Consider the following 24,653-nt stretch of genomic DNA (forward strand, 5'->3'; position numbering starts at 1 on the left):
AAAAAAATGAATAATATAGATTTAAAAAATAAAACAGTTTTTGTTACAGGTTCTGCAGGTTTTATAGGATCAAACCTAATACTTGAGCTATTGAAAACTCAATCACCAATTAATATTATTGGGATTGATAATATGAATGATTATTATGATGTGAATATAAAAAAATGGAGACTTGAAGAAATTGAAAAGTGTCTAAAAGAAAATTCGAAGTCTACTTACAAATTCTACCAAGAAGATATTTCAAATAAAGAGATTATTGACAAAATATTTGAAGATTACAAACCAGATATAGTTGTAAATTTGGGTGCCCAAGCTGGAGTAAGATATTCGATTTCAAATCCAGATGCCTATATTTCTTCAAATATGATTGGATTTTATAATATTTTGGAAGCTTGTCGTCACTCTTATGACAATGGTGCAAAAGGTGTTGAACATCTTGTATATGCTTCTTCATCATCAGTTTATGGCTCAAACAAAAAAGTTCCTTACAGCACTGATGATAAGGTAGACAATCCTGTTTCACTTTATGCTGCAACAAAAAAATCCAACGAACTTATGGCTCACGCCTACAGTAAACTTTACAATATTCCATCAACTGGCTTAAGATTTTTTACAGTTTATGGACCTGCAGGAAGACCTGATATGGCATATTTTGGCTTTACAAACAAGCTTTTAAATGATCAAACAATAGAAATATTTAATTATGGAAATTGCAAAAGAGATTTCACCTATATTGACGATATTGTTGAAGGTGTAAAAAGAGTTATGCAAAAAGCACCAGAAAGAAAAAATGGAGAAGATGGACTACCAATTCCACCATATAAAGTCTACAATATCGGAAACAACAATCCAGAAAATTTACTAGATTTTGTAACAATACTTCAAGAAGAATTAATAAGAGCAAAAGTATTGCCAGAAGATTACGATTTCGAATCTCATAAAAAACTAGTCCCAATGCAAGCAGGTGATGTCCCAATAACATACGCTGACACCAAACCCTTAGAAAAAGATTTCGGATTTAAGCCTAATACTAGCCTTAGAGATGGAATTAGAATGTTTGCTGAATGGTATAAGGAATTTTATGAGATTTGATTGATTAAAATCTAATAGTATACAAAAATAAACCTTAAGAAATATTTAATTTAATTTCTTAAGGTTTTTGTTAATCAATAAATCAAAATCTTTTATAATATATTACTAATTTTAAAAACTATCTCTTTATCTTATCGAACATCTTGATTATATAAGATTTATAGAAAATGTAATTAATCAATAAAATAAATACAACAGCAATCAAAGAGACTTTTATTGCATATAATATCCAACCAGCCCATGTTATATCATTTATACTAATTATCTTTCCAATCAAAATTATCATTATAGCGGTAATGAAGTCTATCAGAAACTGCTTTACAAAATTTCTAATAGGCCATTTTATAAAATTCTTGGAATCATAAATCGCCATCCATATAGTTTGATAAAGCATAGCTATTAATGTCCCAATAGCAATTCCGACTAGCCCCCAAAATTTAACTAATAATATCGAAAAAACAATATTCAAAATAGATGCTACTACATAGTTGCTCTGAGTTTGTTTATAATGACCCCCTGCTAGTATCATTAAGTTATATGGTAGCCTCAAACAATGCCCTGCATTCGCTGCTACTATAAGCAAAGCAAACATCGGTTGTGTATAATTTGCGTCATTTATTCCTGATGTATATACTTCTACAAATGGAACTATTAGAACACTCGTCACAGCGAATATAAATATAGTCCCTGTATGTATACTCCATTCAACCCAACCGAAAAATTTTCTTAATTTATCGAATTCCTCTTTTGCAAGCATCTCTCCCATTAAAGACTGTATTCCGTTTGTCATAGATAATAACAATTTCTTAACTCCAGATACTACCAAGTTGTATACAGAATAAATTGATACAGCTTCTAGCCCCATGAAAATAGTTAGGACAATATTGTCGGTACCATCAAGTATTACAGAGGCCACATGTTGGGCTATTCCATTCCATTTTTGTTTAATAGGCTCTCCTGAGTATTTAACATTCCAATCAATATTATAATTTTTCTTAACATATAGAGAAAGCAATATCGGTCTAAGTAGATATATTAAAGACGTAGTTAGCTTTACTATATGAATAGAAGCTCCTAATTTTATTAGGATAAGACAGGCTATAGTGTTTAATATCAATGTCACAGTTTGGATATTAAAAGAAAAATACCCTCTTTGATTTGCTGTTATAAGCAAACTATTGACAATTCCAAAATAATATTGTGCGAATGAACTTATGCTTATTACTAGAATCATTGTAGCTGTATATAAAAAACCAAAATCACTTTTCGCTACAAGAGGGTAAATAACAATAAGTATAATCACATAAACTAGGAGAATAGTTGCAAGCCTAGAAAAGAATTTCTGTCCAGAAACAACAATCTTACTAATCTCTTCATCGTCTTTTTCTGATAATGGTTTGTACAACGACGACTGAATCACTGCTCCTACACCTAATTCAAGAAAAGCTATAATTGCTAGAAATTGTGTTACAGAATTAATAAGTCCGTTTACCTCAGATCCATAGGATTGAAGAATCAATCTAGGAACTATAAATCCACTAATAATGGAAACCAGCTGTAATGCCAATGATGAAATTGTGTTAAGCGCTAAGAGTTTTTTTCTATTCATGTATTCTATACACCTTTTATAATTTTATCTGGTAATTTTATCCAGCCACCTAGTTTATAATCCCATTCTATTGGTTCAATTTTATCAAATCCGCTGCCATCAAAAAATGTTAATTCCCCAAAATAAATTTTATTATTTGTATAATAAAAATCCACTCTTAAATGAGGTATGTCTTTAGATAAGATTTCTGCTAATCTAACCATTTCAGTAAATTTTTCGGGTTTTTTAGGTCTAATTTCAGCATGATCGTAGCCCCAATTGATATCCACCCAATTAAATTTTTTTTCAAAATAATCAACTACTGTTCCAGCCTTGGAATTTCTTCCTGAATATATCCCGACTAATTTAACTTGACCATCAAAGCAATAAAATTTATAATCAATCAAATCTTCACCTGTTTCTTGTTGCATATATTTCTCACAAATAATTTTTTTTGGAACATTTTTATAAGGCCACTCTCTTCCAGGCAAATAATAATCAATTTTTAAATCTTTTTTTAGTTCTTTTTTAACTTTAATTATCTTAAAGCTTTCCTTGTCTTTACATATATATACTCTACCAGAATTGTGATTACATTTTAAAACAAATTGATTTGGTAATGAATCAAAATCAATATCATCAGGACTATCCCATACTCCTAATAAAGGTATTAGATACTCTTCCCCAATTTTTTCAGATATATAATCCCTAACCTTGTATTTATCAACCATCATGGTATATTCAGGTTTTCTATTATATAACTTCAGCCATTGTAGTTTTTCATTAAAAGTATTTGGATTTTTTAAATTAATAGGATGACCCATAATTGATTTGAACATTTTTTCTATATATGTCTTATCATCCATACTATTATATAGACCAAATTTCGAAATAGCTAAAGTTATTAGTTTAGGATTCTTTATTAATTTGTACGCTTTTGTTAACATGTTATTTTTCATTTTAGTTTAGTATAATTATTACTACTCCTTAGTTATTTTTATTTAATCTAGTCCTAATAATTTTCTTTATATTATTAGGCATAAAGTGAAATACAACTGGTTTAAGTGCAAATATATATTTTTGTTTAGGTACATTCAACAATTTATAACCATTGATAGCTGTATTATAATACATTATAGATGTTTTAAATGTTCTTTTTTTTAAATCCTCTTTAGTTTCGCTATATATTATTAATGGCTCTTGAATATTATATGCACTATAATCTTTTGAAAAAAATCTAAACCAAAGATCCCAATCCTGTCCTCTTATAGTTCTATCAGATGTATCATATCCCTGCAAACTTAATAGAATATCCTTTCTAATCATAATCGTAGGGTGTATAAATGGCGGTCCATATATAACATCGTTTTTAGATGGGTATTCTTTAGGTAATCTTAACTCTGATATATTATTGCCATCAAATATTCTAGCACCTCCTCCAACCATTTCATATTCAGGATGCTCATCAAGAAACCTTACTTGTTTTAAAATCCTATCTTCTAAACATATATCATCCGCATCCATTCTTGCTATATACTTGGATTTAGAATATTTTAAACACTTATTTAGTGAAGCAGCAAGTTTTAAATTTCTTTCATTCTTAATTAACTTTATTCTATTGTCTTTATTCGCATAAAATCGAATAATTTCACGTGTGCTGTCAGTTGAGCAATCATCGCAAATAATCAGCTCAAAATCAGAAAATGTTTGTTTTAAAATAGATTCTATGCATTTCCCGATATTTTTTTCTTCATTATATGCACCCATTATAATACTAACTTTATGATTATAATGCATCTTTTCTCCTTATTTTATAAAGTATCAATATTTAATTATTAAATATTAAAATTAAGTAGTGGTAGAATTTCTGATTCATACGGGTAAGTTCCACCAAAATTTCTATAATAAATACAGTATATCCAGTAAGACACTAAAAAAACAACGGATAATAAATAAATTATCAGTTTAAAAAGTTGACTTTTATTTTTACCAATACTAAATAAAAACTGAGGGTATAATATAATTTGAACGGATATTAAGTACAAAGCCATTCTTCCAACTACAATATAAAATGAACTTGATATCGTAATGCCAGCTCCTAATAAATAAAAAACAATTAAAACTTTATTTCTTTCATCATGATTTATCAACTTTTTATGATAAAACATTATTATTAATAGCATTGGTGTACATGATGCAATATTAAATATTAAGGATGATTGCATTTCTGTATTTACTATATAAATATAATATTTTAATGATAATAATCCCATATTTAAGAGTAAGTTAGCTATCGGTTTAAGTAATATAATAAAAGATAGAACTAAAAATAGCATCACCAGAATTTTTTTATAGTAATCTACTTCATTATCTATATCTTGAAAAAATCTTTTTAAAAAATATAAAGCAAACAAAATTAAACCAGTTTTATGAAATATTGAGGCTATTATACAAAATAAAAAATACCTAATTTTATTATTTTCAAATAAATACTTAATTGAATATAATCCTATACCAATTGAAATAAACTGCCTGCTTATATTTAATGAAGTATTATAATACAAGGTAAGAAACAAAAACAGTGACATAGCTACAGGTGTTTTTTTATCAAAATAGTGTAGGAAACCAAATAACCCTATAAATAAAACTATGGATTCAATCATGAATAGATAGTGCACGTCACCGAAATTTTTCATTACAAAGTACTCCAGTATTCCATATCCTGGCTCAATATAGTAGCTACTAATTATTGAAAACATGCTATCATATTTATATAAAATATTTTCGGCACTGAAATAATAATTAATAGTATCAGTTCCTACAGAATAAGATCTTAGAGCTGTTAAACTTGTAAAAATTATAACTGTGAGTAATTCTGCAATATTAAATTTAAATTTTACTTTACCCAATCTTATCGTTGACCTTTTTGAAATTGCATAAAAAAAGCAACACATAATCATAGAAATTAAATATACCAAAATCCCTCCAAAAAAACCTTAAAATACTACAATGCTTATTAGTTTATAAGTATATTCTGTCATGTTTTTATAATAAATATGTTTCAAGTTATAATTATTTTTATATTCTTCTTAAAAATCTCTCTTGCACCGATACAAAATATTTAAAGTATAACTCTGCAAAATCTCGTACCACAAAAAGGATTAATAATTAAATTAAATTACTTATAATCTCTTATAATCAGATAACAATGATTAAAATATTAGTAGTTAGCAATAAATTCCATTATAAAGTTATGTGATCCAATATATAAATATTTATATATAAGCTTAGCTTGTAGTTAATTATACTTTACTTCTTACATTAACAAATTAGTCTTTAAACATATCATTTAGGGCACATGGTTCAAATTAATGAATAGACTATTTTTTCATTTAATTCAATCATTAAATGTTATGTTATTAATTTGCTCAATGTGCTTTGCTACAACATCTTTTCTATCAAACCTATCTTCTATATATTTTCTCGCTTTTATCCCCATAAGTTTTTTTGATTCATAATCTTTCTCAATAAAGTCTTCTATTGCTTCCACTATTGACTCAATATTTTTAGGACTAATCGATAATCCAGTAACATTATTTATATAAGTTTCTCTGCAACCTGGAACATCACTTGCAATTACAGGTCTACCAGATGCGGCCGCCTCCAATAAAACATTTGATAAACCCTCATGATATGATGGGTGTATTACGCAATGACAATCTTTAATTAAATCAGGCACATCATTTCTTACACCAAGGTAGTTTATAATTCCTTTACCAGCATAATCTTTAATAATGTCTTTAAAATAACCCTCTTCATAACTTCCTACTAAATTGAACTCTACATTCGGATAATTCTCCTTTATAACTTTTGCTGCTTCTAACAGTTCAAAACTACCTTTATCCCTCATTATCCTGCCGATTGTAAGAAATTTTATATTCTTTTTACCACTTGGATATTCTTGAAATTTAAATCTGTCAAAATTCACACCGGATCCCGCCATCAATTTAGACTTATTGTTTATGTAAATATAGTCATTAAAAAAATCCAAATCTGATTGATTTTCAAAGTTAATATATTTAGCACCCTTAACTCCAATTTTATAAAGTCTACTAATAAAACCTTTAAGTTTGCTATCACTCCTAATAGATGACCCCAATCCTGTTACATTTGATATGTATTCTGTTTGTGTTAATTGTGCTGCGATTCCCGCATATATATTAGGCTTTATTGTAAATGTCATAGCAACATCTGGCTTAACTTTCTTAATTATATTGTGATAATTTTTTAATAAAACGAAGTCTTTAAAAGGATTAGTACCTCTTCTTTCCATATCAACATTGATAACAAAACATCCTAATTCTTCAAACTTAGCATCAATTTCAGAATGGGGTACACATATAAACACTTCATTCTTACTTAAATAATTATTATTCAAATATGAATTTGGGTGTAGTAGTTCTTGAATTAATTCTTTTTTAAAATTATAAAGACCTCTTGCAAAATTAGATATTAATAAAATCTTCATTTGTTCTCCTCTTTAAAATATTTCTATTTATACAGAATCTAAAAATCTAAACTCTTAGCAGGAATTCCTATATAAATCCATCTATAATAAATATCACTTATAACACAAGATCCAGCCCTTATCATACATTTTTCTGCTATCGTAACATTATTTATTACATTACTACATAAACCTATCCATGTATATTTTCCAATAATTGTTGTTACAGCTAACATTCTCACCTTTAACCTCTACTAATGTATAGTTTTTATAGGTATACTAGGAACTCCTACAGCAGTAACGTTGCTCTCTAGATCGTTAATTACAACTGAGCCAGCTCCTATTATTGAATTCTGACCTATATTTTTGCCTTGTATTACTTGAGAACCCGTGCCTATTTCTGTGCATTTTTTTACTACTGTTTGACCCGAAATATTTACACTAGGATAAAGTGTCACATAGTCATTCAATATCGCATCATGTCCTATTGTACAATCTAAATTAATTATAACATGATTGCCAATATCAATATTTACAGTTAGTATTGTACCTGCACAGATAATACTACCTTCACCTATATTTACATAGTTGGACATTATCACATCAGGATCTACAAGTTTAGCAAACTTAATTTCTGGATTTGAATGAACTAACTCATCAATGATTTTTTTTCTAATCATTGATGAACCAATACAGCAAACAAAATATTCATCTTTATAGTTGACAGCATCTTTTATTTGACCAAGAACTCTATATCCATTTATTTTTTCATTTACTAGTTTTTGGTTGTCATCTAAAAATCCTAAAATTTCCCAACTTTGTTTTTCTGAATTTATTCTTTCAACTAGCCATGCAACTTCTCTACCAAATCCACTTGCACCAACTAATATTAACTTCTTAGTATCTTGATTATTCATATTATTAATTACCTCTGAATTTTTCCATAGTAAATGAAGTATCTGAACTTATACCATCTTTTTTTAGCACAACCTTAATTGTATCTAAAATGATTTTTATATCTCTAATGAAAGATGTATTATTTACATAATCGACATCTAATTCAAATTTCTCTTCCCAACTTATTGCATTTCTACCATTTACTTGAGCAAGTCCAGTAAGCCCTGGTCTTACATCGTGTCGATGTTTTTGATCTTCATTATATAGATTTAAATATTCTACTAGAAGTGGTCTAGGCCCAACAATAGACATATCGCCTTTTAAAATATTGAACAGCTCTGGTAATTCATCAAGTGATGTTGATCTAAGTTTTCTTCCGAAACTTGTTAATCTTATATCATCAGATAGTAATTCGCCCTCACTATCTCTTTGATCTGTCATTGATCTGAATTTATATAATTCGAAAATCTTCTCATCTTTTCCAGGTCTATTCTGGGTAAAAATTACAGGCGAACCTAATTTTGTCCTTACTATTATAGCAACAATTAAAAGAACAGGCAACAATGCAACAATAGCCAACAAAGAAATAACTATATCTAATAATCTTTTAATATATTTTTGATATATGCTTTGTCTCTTCTTACTCAAATATATCTCCTACTCAAAACAAGCTCTAATAACTTCAATTATTTTATCTTGCTCTTCTTCTGCCATCTTATTATCACTTGGAAGGCATAGTCCTCTTTTAAATATATCTGAACATATATCTTCTGGAAGATCGTCTCTATCATCTACAAATCCACCTCTAATATATGCATTTGTAAGAGCTTTTGCTTTTCCATATCTATTTATAAAATCATTATTTCTAAATATAGGTTGTTTATGCATTGGTTTCCATATTGGTCTGCCTTCTGCATTTATGCTTGCTATTGCATCCAATATTTCATGAGGTGATGATTTTCCTTTTTCTGATTTATATAAATAGTCAAAATCTCCTCTAACTTCTTTAGACATATAATCTTTATCTATTATCATACAGGATAGCCAGTAGTTTGGTTCTGAATTTTTTTCATCAAAAGGATTCATTGAAATTGGCAAACCTTTTAATCCTTCTTTATATCTATAATAAATTTCTTTTTTTTGCCTAATATGTTCTTTAAGATAAGGTATTTGTCCTCTTACAACACCTGCTATAACATTACTCATCCTGTAGTTATAACCAACTTCTTCATGTTGATACCAAGGAGCATTTTCTCTTGATTGAGTTGACCATTTTCTAGCTTTTTCTGCTGCTTTTTTTGAATCTGTTAAAAGCATGCCGCCTGAAGATCCTGTTATAATTTTATTTCCATTAAATGAAATTGCATTATATAGACCAAAAGTTCCTGTTTCTTTTCCCTTGTAAGTTGCACCAAATGATTCTGCTGCATCTTCAATTAAAATAGCATTGTTTTTATTGCAGATATCTATTATTTCATCTAATTTTGCTGGGGTTCCGTATAAATGTACTAATAAAACATATTTTGTATCCGGATATATTTCAAAAGCTTTTTCTAGTGCCTTTGGATCCATATTCCAAGTATCATATTCTGAATCTATAAATATAGGTTCTGCACCTTCATAACAAATTGAATTTGCACTTGCTGAAAAAGTCATAGAAGAACAAAAAACTCTATCTCCTCTTTTTACTCCCGCAAGTTTTATAGCCAAGTGTAGTGTTGAAGTACCGCTTGCAAGTCCAACTGCATTTTTTGAACCTGTAATTTTTGCCACTTCTTCTTCTACCTTATTAATATTTTCTCCAACTGTTGACATCCAATTTGTTTTAAATGCTTCTGTCATATATTTTAATTCATCTCCATGCATAGTTGGAGATGATAACCAAACTTTTTTATCTAGAGGCTTAATTTTTTCATTTTTATTTAACATTTATTTCACCTTTTTATCATTTTTTCCTATAAATGTACTTATCAAAGTATTTATCGTAACAACTATGTCTAATTCGTCTATGTTTTCTTGATTTATTACCTTATCTAATTTTTGGAAAAATTCTTCTTTTGAAAATTCTAATGGTCTTCCTACGGATATTCCTTCTACTTTTGTATCTGATAATAATTCTTCATCCATTAGTCTTTCTTCGTATAGTTTTTCTCCTGGTCTTAGTCCTGTGTATACTATTGGCATGTCTATGTCTGGTTTGTAGCCTGATAATTTTATCAATTGCCTTGCCAAATAGTCTATTTTTACCGGCTCTCCCATATCTAGGACAAATATTTCTCCGCCTTTTGCCATTGAGCCTGCTTGTAATACTAATTTTACTGCTTCTTTTATGGTCATAAAGTAACGGATTATTTCTGGGTGAGTTACTGTTACTGGTCCACCTGATGCTATTTGTTCTTTGAATAGTGGTATTACTGATCCGTTTGAACCTAGGACGTTTCCAAATCTTACTGCAACAAATTCTGTTTGTGGTGTTTTTCCTTGTAGGTAATCTTTTGGATTTATTGTAACTATTCTATCTCCATCGTTGATTGTTACTTTTGCTAGTTTTTCGTATTCTTTGTTTTGTCTTATATCGTTTATTCCTTGGATTATTTTCTCGCAAACTCTTTTTGTTGCTCCCATTACTGATGTTGGATTTACTGCCTTGTCTGTTGATATTAGGACAAATCTTTTTGCATTATATATTAATGAAAGAAGGGCTACTATGTAGGTTCCTCTTACATTATTTTTTATTGCCTCTACTGGACTTACTTCCATCAATGGAACGTGTTTGTGCGCTGCTGCGTGGAATATTATTTCTGGTTTGTATGTTTCGAATACTTTTTTTACTCTTGCATAGTCTCTTACTGAACCAATCAAGGTTATAAATTTTAAATCTTTATTATTTCTTTTTAACTCTTGCTCAATTTCGTAGGCATTATTTTCATATATATCAAATATTATCAAAAGTTTTGGTCCGTATTGGGCAATCTGCCTACATAATTCTGACCCTATTGATCCGCCTCCTCCTGTTACAAGAACTACCTTGTCGTTTAGGTAATCGAAGGTTTCATTTGAGAAAATTTTCACTGGATCACGTCCTAGTAAATCTTCAATTTGGACATCTTTCATTCCTGACATTGATACGCTTCCTGAAACTAATTGGTAAATTCCTGGTAGGACTTTTACTTCACAATTTGTTTCATTGCATATTTGTAGGATTTCTCTTTTTTGATTTTCTTGGGCTGATGGTAGAGCAACCAAGATGAGGTCTATATCTTCTTTTTTAACGATTTCTTTTATTAAGTCTCTCCCACCAAATATTTTGGTTCCGTCTATATATTGACCTTTTTTTTCTGGATTGTCGTCTATAAAGGCTACTACTTTTATTGCAGTGTTTTTTTGTTTATTAGATTTATTTATGTCTTCTTTTATAGTTTGTCCAGCTGAACCTGCTCCAATTATTATTGCCTTTTTAAAGGATGGATTTTTGTCTATTGAATTATAGACCTTTTGCATTAACATTTTTTTAGAAAATCTAATAGCTACTGTCATATTGTATTGAATTAAAAATCCAAATACAAAATATGAAATTGGCATTCTTTGAAATAATACTGATATGCCAAAAATATGAATTAATAGAGATAGAACTACTGCTTGTGTTATTTTTATTAATTCATTGTATGAAGAATACTCCAATATGATTCTATAGAGCCTAAACACAATATATATTGCTATAGTAATAACTGTATTTATTAGTGCATAATTTTTAAAAGTATTTAAATACATCAATGGAATTTGACTAAAATTCATATCGAATCTTAAATATAGAGCCAAAAAATATGCTGTGTTAACAATAAATATGTCAAACATTAATAGTATAAAAGTTTTTTTATTTAATATTTTTTTAGAATTCATTTTATTCCTTTTTCTTTTCTATTATTTTATTTAATTCAAAATTTCAAATATTTCTAATTTTTACATTAACTGAATTAGAAATTTTATTTCTATCCTCTTACATTTTCCTTTTTAAAAACCAAATACGAAAACCACAAAATCAAAAGCAATATTATTGCCAAAATTATAAATCTCATTGTTTGTGGCAAGATATTATATTTATTCAAAAAATAAAAAAATCCTATATAAACAATAGAAGATAAGATGATTGAAATTTTTGATATTATGCTCTTTGACATATTTTCTATTTCTCCTTGTGTACATAATTTGTACTTATTCCAATATAGAATATACTAATTTGTAACTTTTGTCAATGAATTATAATGTTTGTTCCTTGAAATTTTACACTTTTGTAATATTTAAAAAAGTATATTAAATTTTTTTCTTTTTCTAATTTATTTTTACAAAAAAACAAATAAAGTATAATTAATCATTATAAAGAGGTGACTTATGATATTAGATGACAAAATTTTTGATAAATTAGAAAAAACTTATGACCTTGAGCCTAAAAACAAGGTTATTGAAAATGCTATTTCAAATATGGGGATTAGGGAGGCTTCGCTTAATAAAAATATTATTAACAAGCACGATTTTATTTTTTCTAACCAAGTTGAAACTAAAGATGTGACTAATCAAAAAAAGACTGGTAGATGTTGGATGTTTGCGGGGCTTAATATGGTTAGGATGCATATTGCTAAAAAACTTAATATGGAAAAATTTGAGCTTTCTGAGTCTTTTTTGTATTTTTATGACAATATGGAAAAAACAAATTTGTTTTTGCAAAGGGTTATTGATACAAAAAATTTGGATATTAAGGATAGAAAAGTTGAGGATGTATTTTATTCTACTCCTGAAGACGGGGGGTATTTTGAATTTTTCTATTATTTGATTAAAAAATATGGAATTCTTCCAAAAACTAATATGGGTGAAGTTTTTCATACTGAGGTATCTCAGTTTATGTTTTATGTTTTGGAATATGCCTTAAAAAAAATCGCCATGGAAATAAGGGCAACGGATAATGAAAAAGAAATTGAAATTTTGAGGGGAAAAGGACTTTCTTATGCCTATAATATTTTTGCTAAATCTATTGGAAAGCCTGTGAAAAATTTTGATTTTAAATATTATGACAAGGATGACAAATATCACATCGAAAAAAATATGACTCCAAAATCTTTTTTTGAAAAGTATGTGGGTGATTTTTTTGATGGAAAAGTTAAATTATTAAACGATCCAAGACATCCTTACAATAGGATTTTGGTTGATAAGGTCGCAAAAAATGCGGTTGATCTTCCAGATCTTGATGGAATTAATGTTGATATGGATACCATGAGTAAATTTGCCCAAAAATCTATAAAAAATAATGAGACAATGTGGTTTGCCTGTGATGTTGATATAAATGAAGACAGGGAAAGTGGCGTTTTGGATGAAAATTTATTTAATTTCGACCAAACTTTTACAAACTTTCCAAAAATGACTAAGGAAGAAAGAATTAATTCAAGATTTTCAACAGCCTGCCACGCTATGAATTTAACTGGTTTTGATAAAATTAAAAAGGATGTTAAGTTTTGGAAAATCGAAAATTCCTGGGGAGAAGATGACGGAAAGGATGGATATTTTTCCATGACTGACGAATGGTTTAGGGAAAATACTTTTGAATTGATAATTGATAAGAAATTTTTGACCAAGAAAGTTATGGAAGCTTTTGATAAGGAGAAAATTTATTATGATGAGTTTGATCCTATGTATAAGATGCTTAAAAATGTTAGGTAGGAATTTTTTTGATCAATTAATAAAGATATATATAGCCAATATCGACTAAAGGTAAGGTAGTGAAGTGCATAAGAGATCTCTTTATTTTCTTTGCTAAAAGCTTAGTTTTATTTTTTGATTAATTTAATTTATTAGATCTCTCCACACTAAAACTCATTTGCTTCGCAAATTCCTTTGTGCTTATGAAAACTCATTTACTACGTAAATTCCTCCGTGCTCTCGCACTAGTTTTAGGGATAAATATGCCAAATCAAGGCATATTTATCAGGTCGAGATGGGTGCTGATTTTATTTGGTTTATTTCTGAAGGATAGATTTTTTTTATATTTGAATTTGATAAGAGATCTCTCGACTTCGCTCGAGATGGGCTAAATTGGAAATTTTTTATTACTAAATGATCATCTTAATTTAGATTGTATTTAATATATTTTCCTAATCGTTTTAATAAGTATAAACTTCAGCTATTAAATAAATATCCCAAACACCCATCTCGACTAAACGTAACGAAGTGGAGCGCACGGAGAGATCTCTTTTATTTTCTTTGCTAAAAGCTTAGTTTTATTTTTTGATTAATTTAATTTATGAGATCTCTTCTTATATTTTGCTAAAGGCTGATTCTGTTTCTTGATAAACTTAATCATGAGATCTCTCGACTTCGCTCGAGATGGGCTAAATTGGAAATTTTTTATTACTAAATAATTACCTTAATTTAGATTGTATTTAATATATTTTCCTAATCGTTTTAATAAGTATAAACTTCAGCTATTAAATAAATATCCCAAACACCCATCTCGACTAAACGTAACGAAGTGGAGTGCACGGAGAGATCTCTTTTGTTTTCTTTGCTAAAAGCTTAGTTTTATTCTTAGATTAATTTAATAAATGAGATCTCTCGACTACTAAAACTCATTTGCTTCGCAAATTCTTCCGTGCTTATGAAAACTCATTTACTACGTAAATTCCTCCGTGCTCTCGCACTAGTTTTCAGGATTTATAACCGAAATCAACGGTTATAAATCTGCACTAGTTTTAGGGATAAATATGCCAAATCAAGGCATATTTATCTGCTCGAGATGGGCTTAATTGGAAATTTTTTATTACTAAATAATCATCTTAATTTAGATTGTATTTAATAGATTTTTCCTAATCGTTTTAATAATATAAACTTTAGCTATTAAATAAATATCCCCAACGCCCATCTCGACTAAACGTAACGTAGTGGAGTGCACAGAGAGATCTCTTTTGTTTTCTTTGCTAAAAGCTTAGTTTTATTTTTTGATTAATTTAATTTATGAGATCTCTCCACAAGGTCGAGATGGGGTATGGATTATTCTACTTAATTGCTAAAGAGTAAATTTTTTTCATTTGAATTTAATAAAAGATTTATAAACTCACTTGGTTCGCTCGAGATTTGTGTCCTTTTTATTTACTTTGTTTTTAAGGAATTTTTTATTTTTTTATAAAAATTTTATCCCAAAATATTTAATATATACATAGAAAAACCCATCTTAATTTTTATTTTCAAGATGGGTTTTCTTTTTATTTTGTTTTTTTAATATATTCTAGGGCTTTTTTGTTTTGTTCTATTGTGTAATTTATTATATCCTCATCTAAAGCGTCTGACATGAACATGGCTTCAAATTGGGCTGGGGGTAGGAGGATTTTTTTATCTTTCATGTAGTTAAAATATTTTGAATAGGTTTCAAGGTCTGCTTTTTGAACGTCGTCGTATGATTTTATTTGGTCAAATTCTCCAAAAAATATTGACATCATTGATTTATACCTTGTTACAAATCCGTCTACTCCCGTTTGTTTTAAATTATCTTTGAATCCTTCTTCTAGCATTTTTGCGTATTTTTCTAGTCTTTTATAAATATCTGGATTTTCTTTTAAAATTCTTAGAACATCTAGGCCCATTTTCATTATAAATGGGGATCCTGATAGGGTTCCTGCTTGGTAGACTGGACCAATTGGTGATAAAACTTCCATAATTTCTCGTCTTCCTCCAAAGCCTCCAACTGGCATTCCCCCTCCTACAATTTTTCCAAAGCAAAACATATCTGGTTTTACTCCAAATTCTGTAGAAATTGATCCGAATTTTAATCTAAAAGCTGTAATTACTTCGTCAAATATTAAAATTATTTTATTTTCTTCTGTAATTTTTCTAAGCTCTTTTACAAATTCCAAATCTATCGGAACAACTCCCATGTTTCCTGCTATTGGTTCTAAGATTACTGCTGCAATTTGATCTTTGTTTTCTTCAATTGTTTTTTTGACAGATTCTATATCGTTATATTTGCAAACCAGAGTATCTTTTATTACTTCTTTTGGAACTCCTGCTGATGTGGCTACATTAAAAGTCAATGCTCCCGATCCAGATTTTACCAATAGTCCATCAGAGTGGCCATGATAGCATCCTTCAAATTTTATTATTTTATCTTTTTTAGTAAATCCTCTTGCACATCTTATGGCTGACATGGTTGCTTCTGTTCCAGAATTTACCATTCTTATCATATCGGTGTTGAAGGCTTCTGCCAAAAATTTTGCCATATCGACTTCTACTTTTGTAGGAAGCCCAAAGGTTAAGCCTTCTTCCAAATATCCTTTTGCTTTTTCGATTAATTCTTTTTTTCCGTGGCCCAAAATCATTGGTCCCCAAGATGAAATAAAATCTATATAAGCCTCGTCATTTTCATCAACGATTGTTGATCCTTTTCCATATTTTGCAAAAAGTGGATTGCCACCAACTGCTCCAAAGGCTCTTACTGGAGAATTTACTCCGCCTGGTATATATTTTTTTGCTTGGTCAAAAAGACTCATTATATTTCTCCCCTCAATTTTTTTGCCATTTCTTTTGCATGGTAGGTGATTATCATTTTTGCACCAGCTCTTTTTATTGAAATTAAAATTTCGTAAATTATCTCTTCTTTTACTAGTCCCATTTTTATGGCATTTTTTACCATGGAATATTCCCCACTAACATTGTAAGCAACAATATTTGTATTAAAATTATCCTTTGTTCTTTGAATTATATCCAAAAATGATAGGGTTGGTTTTACAATTATAAAATCTGCATCTTCTTCGAGGTCGAGGGCAATTTCTCTCATGGCCTCGTTTGAATTGTGATAATCCATTTGGTAAGATTTTCTATCGCCAAATGATGGGGCAGAATCTGCTGCCTCCCTAAATGGTCCGTAAAAATTTGATGCATATTTTGCAGAATATGCCATTATAGGAATATTTTTAAAATTATTTTCATCGAGAATTTTTCTAATTGCCTTTATCCTAAAATCCATCATATCCGATGGTGCGATAATATCTGCGCCTGCCTTTGCGTGAGATAGGGCAATTTTTGCAATATATGAAACGGTTTCGTCATTTAAAACATGACCTTCGTGGTCCAAAATTCCACAATGACCGTGGTCTGTGTATTCACACATACAAACATCGGTTATAACAAGCAAATCTTTATTTATTTTTTTTATTTTTCTTACAGCTTTTTGAATAATTCCATCTTCCGCATAAGCTTCTGATCCGTGGTCGTCTTTTTTATTTGGGATTCCAAATAAAATTACTGCCCTTATTCCAAGGTCTACAATTTCTTTTATCTCATCTTCCAATTTATCAATTGAAAAATGATAGCAATCTGGCATTGAAGGAATTTCTTTTTTTATATTTTCACCTTCAACCACAAAAAGTGGATAAATAAAATCGGAAATTTCAAGACTTGTTTCTTTTGTCATTTCTCTTAAAATTTTATTTTCTCTAATTCTTCTCATCCTCATAATTTTCTCCAATCCTTTCAATCAATGAATCCATGCTTTGCTTTTTTGATTCTTTGTAAACTTCTAGGCCATGATTTTTTATAGTTTTTGTAGTTATTTGTCCAATGGAATAAATTTTTTTATTTAAAAGTGCTTCTTTTCCATAAATTTCTACAAAATTATTAACGCAAGATGATGAGGTGAAAATAATTTCGTCAAAATCTAAATCTTGGTCTAATTTTTCTTCTTTTATATTGTCATAAATTTCAATTTCATCCAAAATCCCAATATTATCAAGGCCATCTATAATTTTTTTCCTAGACAAATTTGAGTGAGGGAAAAATATTTTATCATCTTTTTTTACGAATTTACCCATTTCATCAAGAAGATTTTCGCCAACAAAATTTCTTGGCACTATGTCGACTTTCAAATTATATTTTTCTATTTCTTTTTTTGTCCTCTCACCTATTGCTGCAATTTTCACTTTCCCAATATCTCTAATATCGTGATTTTCTATTAATTTTTCAAAAAATATTTTTACAGCATTTTTGGATGTAAAAACCAAATAATCATAGGAAAAATCTTTGAACTTTTCCTCTAAAATATCCAAATTTTTCTCAACAATTTTTATTGTAGGGATAATTTTTACATCAAAGCCCATGACTTCAAGTTTTTTCTTATCATTTATTCCAGATTCATAATCACGAGTAAGTGCGATTTTCCTACCAAAATTTTTATTTTCAAAATGATTTAAATATTCTCTAAGGCCTATTGTGTCAGAAATCACGATTATTGCTGGCCTTTTTATCTTTTCAATATCAATTTCTTGCAAAACTTTTTCTACAGTAGATGTATAAACTTTTTGTTTTGGGCTTGAACCATTTGAAATAATGGCGATTTTTTTATCTTTTTTCATCCCCCAGTCTATTAAATCTTTTATAATATTTGGAAGATTTTTAAGGCCCATATAAAAAACTAGACTTCCTGGAAGTTTTGCATATTTTTTGAAATCTTCATTTTTATTTTTTGACCTGTGACCTGTAATAAAGGAAATTGATGTTGCTATATCCCTGTGAGTCGGTGGAATTCCTCCTGTATTTAGGCAAACTATTCCCGATGTAAGGCCGGAAAGAGTTTCAAATTCCAAACCATTTTCTTTTATAAAAAGCGCCTCTTCTGATCCTCTTCCAAAAACATAGGGATCGCCGCCTTTTAATCTCACAACTTTTTTCCCCGTCTTTGCCAAATCAACCATCAATTTGTTTATCTCATCTTGACTTAAAACATGATCGCCCATTGATTTTCCTACATAATATAGGTCTTTATTTTTATAAGGCTCTAAAATTTCTTGATTTAATAATCTATCATAAATTATGGCATCAGCTTGGTCCAAGGCTTTTTTTACGGCAATAGTTATATTATCAGCCGAACCTATTCCTCCCCCTGCCAAAATAATTTTTTTGTAGGATTTTCTTTTTAATTTTTTTGCAAGATTTTTTCCAAGATTTATCCTATCAGAAATTTTTCCACTAACTTTTTCATAGATCATTTTGTCATTTTTATTAAAGGCAAAGGCACCTGTAAGGGTGATTTTTTCATTAGAAATTTCTGTAAAAATTCCCATAGGAATTGAACAATCAGCGCCAAGTTCTTTTTGAAAGGCCCTTTCAGCTTCCATTCTTATCTGGCTATTTTTATCAGAATATTTCTTAAAAATTTCAAATAAATTCTCATCTTCTTTTCTTATTTCTATTCCCAAAATCCCCTGACATGGAGAAGGAGTAAAAACATGAGGGTCTAGGTCAAAATTTATTTTTTTATCAAGTCCTGCCCTTATAAGTCCAGCTTTTGCAAGAATCACCCCATCAAGATTTTCTTTTTCAATTTTCCCAATCCTTGTTTCAACATTTCCCCTGATTGGCCTAAATTTTATATTTGAAAAATAATTTTCCCCCTGGCAAATTCTCCTGTTTGATCCAGTCCCAACGAGAGCATTATTCAAATCATCCATTTTTTTGAAAATTTCTTTTCCAACAAAAACATCCCTTGGGTCTTCAGCCTTTAAAGCCGGCGCAAAAATTAGTTTTTCATCAATATTTGATGGCATATCTTTTAGGGAATGAACGGCTATGTCAATTTTTTTCTCCAAAAGAGCCTCTTCAATTTCTTTTACGAAAACTCCCTTTGAATCTATCTGATCAATTTTCCTATCCCTAATCCTGTCGCCCTTTGTAGAAATTTTTATAATTTTTACATCAAGGCCTTCTTTTTCCAAAATTTCTTTTACCAATTCAGCCTGAATTAGGGCGAGTTTACTTCCCCTACTTCCAATTTTTATCATCAAATCTTCTCCAAATATTTTTTCAAAAATTCCTTGTCTTCTTTGTACAAATCTAGCAAAAGCGCCTTATTATAAATTCCATTTTCCCTTAATTTATCGCGGATTTTTACCATTAATTTTATTTTTTCCATATCAAGGCTTTCCAAATATTTTTCCAAATCATCTCCTATAAGAGAAGAAAAAATCGGAACCTGGCCGTTACTTGATATGGAAATATCAATAAATTCATTTGAAATATTTTTTCTCAAATAGAAATCGCTCCCCAAAGAATCCGACAAATCCAAAGTCCTAAGTCCTTGGTCTTTCGCTTTTTTTCTTAAAATTTTATTTAAATCCCTATCACCCGTTGCCAAAAACAAAAAATCACATGGTGGGAAAATAAAATTTTGGTCAATATTTTTTTCCACAATTTTTATTCTTTGTGGATTTTCCTTATAAAGTTTTATTACTTCCTTGTCAATTTCCTTGCCATAGATAAGAAAAGAAAAATCCCCCTTCAAAAGGGACTCTATTTTTCTTTTACAAATCCTTCCTCCGCCAAGAAAAAGACAAATTTTATCTTTTGAATCTATAGAAATTGGAAAATATCTCATTTTTTGTAAACCTTCGTTAAAATTTTTAAACTCTTATCAAAATCTTTCCCGTGGTTTTCTTTAAAATTTAAAACTGGATCACGGGCGATTTTTTTTATAGCATTTCTTACAGCTTTATCAACTTTCTTTTTTTGACTTGCAGTCATATCCGTCTTTCTAAAAATATAATCCATGGTCTTATCAGCCAAATCATCACACCTATCATTTAAATCTTTTAAAATATAGTCAATTTTTACTTCCTTCATCCAAGTAAAAAACTCCCTAGATTTTTCATCAATCTCATCCTTGTAAGATGATAAAATCTTAGACCTTTTATCAAGGTTTTTCCTAGAAATATCCTTTATTGAATCAATGTCCATAAGCTTTATATTTGAAATTTTAGAAATTTCAGGATCACAATCTCTTGGAAGGGCAAGGTCAAAAATATATTTTTCCTTTTTAATTTTTAAAAATTGTTCTTTTTTTAAAATCAAATGAGGAGAAGCTGTGGCAGAAAAAATAAAATCCATAGTATCCAAACTTTCTCCTATTTTTTCAAAAGGAATAATACTCACATCCCCATAATTTTTTTGAATTTTTATAGAATTTTCCATCTTCCAATTAGAAATAAAAATTTTTGCACCACTTTCTAAAAGATTTTCTATGCAAAGTTTGCCAATATTTCCAATTCCAATAACAAGGGCGTTTTTATTTGGTAGAGAAGATATTTCTTGAGCCTTTTTCACTGCAATATAGGGAAGAGATAGGGGGATATGGGAGATGTTTGAGTCGGATTTTATTTTTTTTGAAAGATTTATAGCCCTTTTAAAAGCCTCTGACAAAATTTTTTTACAAAATCCTAGAGAAAGGCTGGTTTGATAGGCGTCACTCACCTGACCTAAAATTTGGTCTTCACCAACAATCAAAGAATCCAAGCCAGAAGTCAAATAAAAAAGATGATTTATAGCATCCAAATCTTTTTTTACAAAAATAAAAGGAGACAAATTACTAAGGGAGAAAAATTTTTCAAAAAATTCAACAAAAAATCCATCAGAAAAAATATCCTCATCAGCTACAGCAAAAATTTCAGACCTGTTGCAGGTTGATAAAACCACAACTTCTTCGAAGCCATGATTTTCCAAAATTTCGCTAGCTTCAATAATATTTGAATCCTTAAAATGAACCTTCTCACGAATATTTATATCTGCCTTGTGATGATTTAAACCAAATGAATAAAAAAACAAAAAAACCCTCCTAACAATTACTAATACCATTATACTATTTAAAAAAACAAAATAAAAAACCCAGCCTCGGCTGGGAAAATAAAGAAGAATAGTATTTGGTATAGATAATAAGTCCGGGATTAAACAAAATTTAATTTTTTTAATAATTAAAAATAATTTCTTCTTCTTGTAAAAGATTCTACCCCATTAGTTTAAAAAAGCAAGGTAAAACGATTTTTTTATTACAAGCAAAAATATTTTAAAATAAAATATTTGTTTTTTCTTTTCAAATTTTTATTTTTAAATTTAAAAGGACTATTAATTTTTAAATTTAAAAATAATAATCCTTTTTCATTAAATTTTTTCTCTTTTACAAAGATTTTGCCAACAAGTATCCTCCCACTAGGGCTGAATCGTTTTTTAGTTTTGGTTTTACTATATATTTTTCGCTTGGAGTGATTTCTAGATAATCTCCCTTTATTTTGTCAAATTCTTCTCTTATCATTTCGATAAAGCCTTTTTTATTTATAAGGCCGCCGCCGATTATTACAATTTCTGGTCTTAAAACTAAGGTGTAGGTGTAGATTGCTTGAGCTATATAATTTGCAGCGATTTTGAAGGATTTTTCATTTATGTCTGCTTCTTTTGGATTTTTTCCAAGTCTTTTGTGAACGCTTGGTCCACAGGCAAGTCCTTCTAGGCAATCTTCGTGGTAAGTACAAATTGATTTAAAATCATCATCTTTTAACCTTTTTATATTTATATGTCCCATTTCCGGATGGGAAAATCCATTTAATAATTTTCCGTTTTGAACGTAGGCTCCGCCGATTCCTGTTCCTATCGTAAGATATAAGCTTGAGTTTAAATTTTCTCCTGCTCCTTTATTGGCTTCTCCTATTAATGAAAGGCCAACGTCTGTTACAATTTTAATTTTTTGGCAAACTTGTTTTTTTAAATTTCCTAATAAATCATAGTTTACCCAAAGTTTTTTTGGTGTATTTTGGATAAAACCGTAGGTTTTTGAATTTTCGTTTAAATCTATTGGACCAAAGGCTCCAACTCCAAGAGCTTCTACTGGATTTTTCTTGTAAAATTCTCCGATTTTTTCTAAATTTTCTTCTGGTTTTCCTGTATCTATCCAACAATCGTCTATTACTTTTCCATTTTCATCAAAGCTTGCACATTTTATTTTTGTTCCGCCAAATTCTATTGATCCGTACATCTCACTCTCCTATTTTTCCAAATTTTTAATCGCCTCTATCGACTCGTTGAAACTTTCTGTGTATATATCAGGGCTTGTTTTTTCTTCTTCATTTATAAGGCCATCTTGCCCATATCCAAGGGTGTTTGTGTAGGTAAAAACAAGACCAGAATTTGGACAAACATCATTTATTAGTCCAAGGGTTATTCCGTCTCCTCCAGTTTTTTGTCCAAGTAGTTTTGCAATTTTTGCATTTTTACAAAAATTTGCCATGCCTTCTGCTGCTGAATAAACTCCCTCATCAACTAGCAAATATAAATTCCCCTTGAATTTATTATCTTTCATTGGGGCGATTTCTATTTTATCCTTGCTATAATATGAAAAATCTTTTAAATCTTCCTTGTGTTCAAGGTCCATTTTTCCTAAATCTACGTTTGAAATATTTTCACAAGAAATTCCCTCGCTTTTGAGTAAAAGCCTTGTTCTCATTCCATCTTTAAAAAACATGTGGTTATTTACGGAAACCTTTTTTTCTATTAATCTTGGAAGCAAATATTCTTGCCAATATTCTATATTTCCTCCAGAATTTCCCCTTATATCTATAATGAGAGTCTTGAGATTTTCATTTTCTTCTAAAAATTTGTCCAATTTATCCATATCAGAATTTAATTCATATTCTGCAAGCATTTCGTTTATTTTTACAAGACCGATATTTTTATCAAGCAATTTAACTTCTAAATTTTCGCCAGAATTTTCTAAATTTTCTGTATCCTTAGATTTTTTCAAAGATTTTTTCTTTTTCAAATCTTTTGATTGAAGACCCTTTACACCGTACCTATCTCTTACACTTTCCTTGTTCATGGCCAAAAATTCATAATACATAGAAGGATCTTTCCAAAAATGTGAATAATAATCGAGGGTTTCTTCCACATAGTCCTTTTGTGCAATAGTTGCGTGGTCATTATGAAGATCGCCGATTATCTTTTCCATGGTTTTTATAAATTCTTCGTCGCTTTTGCAAAATTTCACTTCATTTAAATATTTTGAATAATTGGAAAGAAAATCGATACCATATTTTCTTTTTAAAACCCCAAAAAAGGGATAATTATCTCGAATTTCACTAAAAAGATAATTGAAATCTTCAACCATTTCTTCTTGGCTTAAATTTTTCTTTTCTTTCTTGTCTTCGAAAATCAACTGGCAAGGTCCATCGAGTTTGTTGTACCATTTTACATAATCATTAATAGTCTTAAATTCGTCAATTTTATCTGGATTTATTTTTACTATCTTTTTTTCTTTTGGCTTTTTTTCTGAAATTAAAATATCTCTTCTTTGCTCAAGATAGTCTATTCTCCTTTGGGCACAAGAGGAAAATAAAATAATTATCGCCAAAACAAGAAGGCTTAATTTACTTTTTTTCTTCATCGAGCCCTCCGTTTATAATCCAATCTCTTTTTTTAATTTCATATAAAAAAGGAAGAGTTCCTATGGGATTTATCAAAGAAAAGGCCAAGACCAATAAAAGCTTTATACTTAAGCCCTTTTTTTCATTTCTAATTATTGATCCCTTTTCCTTGTTGTTGGTTTTTATTAAATATAGTCCTCTTAAAAATAAAAATATTCCACCACCAAGCTCAAATCCTTCTTTATAATAAAGGCCAAAGGCAAAAACACAAATTGCAGACAAAAAGTAAAGAATGTAAGTTATTTTATTTTTTGTATTGTATTTTTTAAATTTTGTATTTTCTCTATTCATAATT

At 29.2% G+C, this 24,653-nt stretch carries 21 protein-coding genes; 2 read left to right on the forward strand and 19 right to left on the reverse strand.

All coding sequences use genetic code 11. The features are described 5' to 3' along the window. Positions 1 to 6 precede the first annotated feature (6 nt). Complete coding sequence (locus BN2087_RS02175) at positions 7 to 1,092, forward strand: GDP-mannose 4,6-dehydratase (RefSeq protein ID WP_049690259.1); 1,086 nt, start codon at positions 7 to 9, stop codon at positions 1,090 to 1,092. 118 nt (positions 1,093 to 1,210) lie between these two features. Here the strand turns inward: BN2087_RS02175 and BN2087_RS02180 are convergent, their stop codons facing one another. The 11 genes from BN2087_RS02180 to BN2087_RS02225 all read right to left on the reverse strand — a co-directional run bounded on the left by BN2087_RS02180 (position 1,211) and on the right by BN2087_RS02225 (position 12,262). Then, the gene (locus tag BN2087_RS02180; RefSeq protein WP_049690260.1) at positions 1,211 to 2,701 is read right to left on the reverse strand and encodes an MATE family efflux transporter; all 1,491 of its coding nucleotides are present in this window, start codon (positions 2,699 to 2,701) and stop codon (positions 1,211 to 1,213) included. Positions 2,702 to 2,706: 5 nt separating this feature from the next. Further along, positions 2,707 to 3,639 carry an ATP-grasp fold amidoligase family protein gene (locus BN2087_RS02185; protein WP_082144166.1) on the reverse strand — a complete coding sequence of 311 codons (933 nt, stop codon included), beginning with the start codon at positions 3,637 to 3,639 and terminating at the stop codon, positions 2,707 to 2,709. A 28-nt stretch (positions 3,640 to 3,667) separates the two neighbouring features. Beyond that, on the reverse strand, positions 3,668 to 4,477 hold the full coding sequence (locus BN2087_RS02190; protein ID WP_049690261.1) for a glycosyltransferase family 2 protein: 810 nt from the start codon (positions 4,475 to 4,477) through the stop codon (positions 3,668 to 3,670). 38 nt (positions 4,478 to 4,515) lie between these two features. After that, positions 4,516 to 5,658 carry an EpsG family protein gene (locus tag BN2087_RS02195; RefSeq protein WP_049690262.1) on the reverse strand — a complete coding sequence of 381 codons (1,143 nt, stop codon included), beginning with the start codon at positions 5,656 to 5,658 and terminating at the stop codon, positions 4,516 to 4,518. Positions 5,659 to 6,077: 419 nt separating this feature from the next. Continuing rightward, the gene (locus BN2087_RS02200; protein WP_049690263.1) at positions 6,078 to 7,208 is read right to left on the reverse strand and encodes a glycosyltransferase family 4 protein; all 1,131 of its coding nucleotides are present in this window, start codon (positions 7,206 to 7,208) and stop codon (positions 6,078 to 6,080) included. Between the two features lie 38 nt (positions 7,209 to 7,246). Next, positions 7,247 to 7,429 carry an LbetaH domain-containing protein gene (locus BN2087_RS09175; protein ID WP_148485515.1) on the reverse strand — a complete coding sequence of 61 codons (183 nt, stop codon included), beginning with the start codon at positions 7,427 to 7,429 and terminating at the stop codon, positions 7,247 to 7,249. A 12-nt stretch (positions 7,430 to 7,441) separates the two neighbouring features. After that, positions 7,442 to 8,104, reverse strand: coding sequence for an acetyltransferase (locus BN2087_RS02205; protein WP_049690264.1), 663 nt, complete (start codon positions 8,102 to 8,104; stop codon positions 7,442 to 7,444). A gap of 4 nt (positions 8,105 to 8,108) precedes the next feature. Continuing rightward, positions 8,109 to 8,732, reverse strand: a complete 624-nt coding sequence (locus BN2087_RS02210; RefSeq protein ID WP_280641572.1) for a sugar transferase — start codon at positions 8,730 to 8,732, stop codon at positions 8,109 to 8,111. A 9-nt stretch (positions 8,733 to 8,741) separates the two neighbouring features. Beyond that, on the reverse strand, positions 8,742 to 10,013 hold the full coding sequence (locus BN2087_RS02215) for a DegT/DnrJ/EryC1/StrS family aminotransferase (RefSeq protein WP_049690265.1): 1,272 nt from the start codon (positions 10,011 to 10,013) through the stop codon (positions 8,742 to 8,744). Further along, complete coding sequence (locus BN2087_RS02220) at positions 10,014 to 11,984, reverse strand: polysaccharide biosynthesis protein (RefSeq protein ID WP_049690266.1); 1,971 nt, start codon at positions 11,982 to 11,984, stop codon at positions 10,014 to 10,016. It abuts the gene before it with no gap. Between the two features lie 89 nt (positions 11,985 to 12,073). Further along, positions 12,074 to 12,262 carry a hypothetical protein gene (locus BN2087_RS02225; protein ID WP_049690267.1) on the reverse strand — a complete coding sequence of 63 codons (189 nt, stop codon included), beginning with the start codon at positions 12,260 to 12,262 and terminating at the stop codon, positions 12,074 to 12,076. A 211-nt stretch (positions 12,263 to 12,473) separates the two neighbouring features. Here BN2087_RS02225 and BN2087_RS02230 point away from each other — a divergent pair, with 211 nt between their 5' ends. Further along, positions 12,474 to 13,793: a C1 family peptidase gene (locus BN2087_RS02230; RefSeq protein ID WP_049690268.1), complete on the forward strand. Its 1,320-nt coding sequence runs from the start codon at positions 12,474 to 12,476 to the stop codon at positions 13,791 to 13,793. Between the two features lie 1,538 nt (positions 13,794 to 15,331). Here BN2087_RS02230 and hemL read toward each other — a convergent pair. From hemL to BN2087_RS02270, 8 genes are all read right to left on the reverse strand, one after another. After that, positions 15,332 to 16,612, reverse strand: coding sequence for a glutamate-1-semialdehyde 2,1-aminomutase (gene hemL / locus BN2087_RS02235; protein WP_049690269.1), 1,281 nt, complete (start codon positions 16,610 to 16,612; stop codon positions 15,332 to 15,334). Then, entirely contained in the window at positions 16,612 to 17,577 is a 966-nt protein-coding gene (gene hemB / locus BN2087_RS02240; protein WP_209320238.1) for a porphobilinogen synthase, read from the reverse strand. The genes hemL and hemB overlap by 1 nt, the downstream gene beginning before the upstream one ends. After that, the gene (gene hemC / locus BN2087_RS02245) at positions 17,558 to 19,897 is read right to left on the reverse strand and encodes a hydroxymethylbilane synthase (RefSeq protein WP_049690270.1); all 2,340 of its coding nucleotides are present in this window, start codon (positions 19,895 to 19,897) and stop codon (positions 17,558 to 17,560) included. The genes hemB and hemC overlap by 20 nt, the downstream gene beginning before the upstream one ends. Beyond that, positions 19,897 to 20,490: a precorrin-2 dehydrogenase/sirohydrochlorin ferrochelatase family protein gene (locus BN2087_RS02250; RefSeq protein WP_049690271.1), complete on the reverse strand. Its 594-nt coding sequence runs from the start codon at positions 20,488 to 20,490 to the stop codon at positions 19,897 to 19,899. The genes hemC and BN2087_RS02250 overlap by 1 nt, the downstream gene beginning before the upstream one ends. Then, positions 20,487 to 21,713 (reverse strand): glutamyl-tRNA reductase, encoded by a 1,227-nt coding sequence (gene hemA, locus BN2087_RS02255; RefSeq protein ID WP_049690272.1) that lies wholly within the window; start codon positions 21,711 to 21,713, stop codon positions 20,487 to 20,489. The genes BN2087_RS02250 and hemA overlap by 4 nt, the downstream gene beginning before the upstream one ends. A 349-nt stretch (positions 21,714 to 22,062) precedes the next feature. Then, positions 22,063 to 22,914, reverse strand: a complete 852-nt coding sequence (locus tag BN2087_RS02260) for an ROK family protein (RefSeq protein WP_049690273.1) — start codon at positions 22,912 to 22,914, stop codon at positions 22,063 to 22,065. 9 nt (positions 22,915 to 22,923) lie between these two features. Continuing rightward, positions 22,924 to 24,318 (reverse strand): S41 family peptidase, encoded by a 1,395-nt coding sequence (locus tag BN2087_RS02265; RefSeq protein WP_049690274.1) that lies wholly within the window; start codon positions 24,316 to 24,318, stop codon positions 22,924 to 22,926. Next, positions 24,302 to 24,649, reverse strand: coding sequence for a hypothetical protein (locus BN2087_RS02270; RefSeq protein ID WP_049690275.1), 348 nt, complete (start codon positions 24,647 to 24,649; stop codon positions 24,302 to 24,304). The genes BN2087_RS02265 and BN2087_RS02270 overlap by 17 nt, the downstream gene beginning before the upstream one ends. Between the last annotated feature and the right edge of the window lie 4 nt (positions 24,650 to 24,653).

The organism is Anaerococcus jeddahensis (assembly GCF_001182725.1).
GTDB lineage: Bacteria > Bacillota > Clostridia > Tissierellales > Peptoniphilaceae > Anaerococcus > Anaerococcus jeddahensis.